The following is a 2,077-nucleotide window of genomic DNA, read 5'->3' on the forward strand; positions in this document are numbered from 1 at the left end:
CCGGTAGGGGGAACCAGCCGAAGGCTGGTGCTCCGCCTACGGCGGGCTTACCTACCCTCTGTGAGCGCCGGAGGCGCGAGCGCCTCGGCCCCCACGCGCGGCCCATCGGGCCGCGCTCCACTTCGTTGCAGGTCAGAGCCGCAGTGCTTGCAGTGAGCGCAGTGTGTGCAGTGCCTTTGGCGGTTGCCGGCGGGGGGGGTGGCCGGGTCATGATTCCTACTCTCTGTTACTAGACCAATTTCTGACGCTCCGAATAAAAGCGCGTCAGTTCTTCATTTGTCAAGACCTACGCGCAGGTAACTTTTCTGGATGTCATGATCCAGATCAATCTAGCTTGATTGCCCGTGAGGCTTCCCGCCCCCGGCGAACGGCGGGAGGGCCCGTCTGGCGGGGGCGGCCGGCTGATCCGGCGGGCCCTTTAGTAAAGAGATGGTAATGGGCTGGGTCGTTTCGTCCTGAGCCCTGCTTCTCTGCCCCGGAAACTGAACAAACTGAACAGTGGACCCCCTCTCACCCATTCTGACCTGGGCAAACGCTGCCGGGAGCCGCTGTTCAGTCCCAAAAGACAACTGAACAAAGTGAACAGTGGCCCTGGGGACGTCCTGGCCCTGGTCCCCGGGCATCGCGGCCACGCACCGGCTCTGACCTGGGCAAACGCACCTTTCGGGCCGCTGCTCAGTTGCACTGTTCAGTTCCGGGCCACTGTTCACTTCTGGATCGGAGAACTGAACAGCAGCAGCGCGCCGAGGAGAGGAGACCCGCGGTGCCCCGCTTCACGCTGCCCGCGCTGCCGTACTTCTGCTGGGCCGCGGTGCCCTCCGGCCGGTCGGAGGGCCCGTGCAACTGCCGGCCGGGTACCCACCTGGCCGACGACCTGATGTGCTGCTCGGCGTGCGGGACCTGGTGGTGGTGGCCGGGGCCGGCCTCACGGACCAACCCCGAGGCCATGTGCCCGTGCTGCGGCTTCGACGCTGGCCAGGCCCTGGTCAGCCCCTCCCCCGTCAACACGCGGAAGTGATCACAGCCGTGTATTTTGGCAGCTCAACAGGCACGGAACGTACTGCCCGACCTGATGTGCAGTACCCTCCCGGCATGACCTTGACCATCGCGCTCGTGAACCTGAAACCAGGTGTGGGCAAATCGACCAGCGCCGTGTTCCTCGGCCAGGCCCTCTATGAGGCTGGGGACAACCCCCTGGTGGTGGACGCGGACAAGGGCCGCTCCACCCAGCGCTGGGAGGAGCTGGCCGGCGGCTTCCACTTCCCGGTGATCAGCAAGGCGACCCGCACGCTGCACACCGACATCCCCGACCTGATGGAGAACCGCGGCTCCCTGATCGTGGACGTGCCCCAGGTGGAGGACCACGCGGGCATCGCCCGCAGCGCGCTGCGGATCTGTAGCACCTGGGTGCTGCCCATCGCGCCGTCCATCATCGAGGTGGACCGCATGTTCGCGGACGGCACCTTGGTCGAGTTCCTGGACAACACGCAGGAGCTGCGCACCGACACGGGTCAGGCTCCCGCGGACGTGGTGGTCCTGCTGAACCGGACGAACACCGCGCGGATGACCAAGGGCGGGCCCGACGCCGACGTGCGCCAGTTGTTCCGAGACAAGGGGTTCGTCGTCCTGGACACCCAGATCCCGCACAACGACGACCGCTACCGCCAGAGCGGCGGGCAGAGGGTCAGGGCGATCGGTACCCCGTACGAGCGGGTCATCCGCGAACTGAAGCAGAGGCAGGCCGGCTGATGGCCAACCGTAAGACGAACAAGTACGCCGCCGCCGCCGACCGGGCTAAGGCCCCCGAGCGCACGGTGCAGCCGGCGGAGAAGGTCCGCACCGAACCGATCCGGGTCACGCTGGACCTGGCCCCCAAGCAGCACGCCAAGTTCCGGCGCTGGTGCAACCTGGCCGCCGCGGAGACCGGTCTGCCGGCTGTTCAGATGGCGCCCGTCCTCCGGCTGCTGATCGAGCGCCTGGACCAGGACCCCGAGCTGTCGGCGGAGATCCGGGAGGGCTTGCAGCGGCTGGAGCTGGAGACCCAGGACGCCCGTAGCCGCCGCCACTGAAGGCACTG

3 protein-coding genes are annotated in these 2,077 nt (G+C 67.1%); all 3 read left to right on the top strand.

Annotated elements, in window-relative coordinates:
* Window positions 1-763: 763 nt before the first annotated feature.
* The 3 genes from BI06_RS44900 to BI06_RS44910 all read left to right on the top strand — a co-directional run bounded on the left by BI06_RS44900 (window position 764) and on the right by BI06_RS44910 (window position 2,069).
* Window positions 764-1,018, top strand: a complete 255-nt coding sequence (locus BI06_RS44900; RefSeq protein WP_043478906.1) for a hypothetical protein — start codon at window positions 764-766, stop codon at window positions 1,016-1,018.
* A 74-nt stretch (window positions 1,019-1,092) separates the two neighbouring features.
* Entirely contained in the window at window positions 1,093-1,749 is a 657-nt protein-coding gene (locus BI06_RS44905) for a ParA family protein (protein ID WP_149030696.1), read from the top strand.
* On the top strand, window positions 1,749-2,069 hold the full coding sequence (locus tag BI06_RS44910; protein ID WP_043478909.1) for a hypothetical protein: 321 nt from the start codon (window positions 1,749-1,751) through the stop codon (window positions 2,067-2,069). Before BI06_RS44905 ends, BI06_RS44910 begins: the two co-directional genes overlap by 1 nt.
* Window positions 2,070-2,077 lie beyond the last annotated feature (8 nt).

Origin of the sequence: Kitasatospora sp. MBT66 (assembly GCF_000710405.2) — a bacterium.
Taxonomy (GTDB): Bacteria; Actinomycetota; Actinomycetes; order Streptomycetales; family Streptomycetaceae; genus Kitasatospora; species Kitasatospora purpeofusca.

Coding starts and splice junctions, on each gene's coding strand:
- BI06_RS44905 (WP_149030696.1), top strand. CDS start 1,093: ATGACCTTGACCATCGCGCTCGTGAACCTGAAACCAGGTGTGGGCAAA.
- BI06_RS44910 (WP_043478909.1), top strand. CDS start 1,749: ATGGCCAACCGTAAGACGAACAAGTACGCCGCCGCCGCCGACCGGGCT.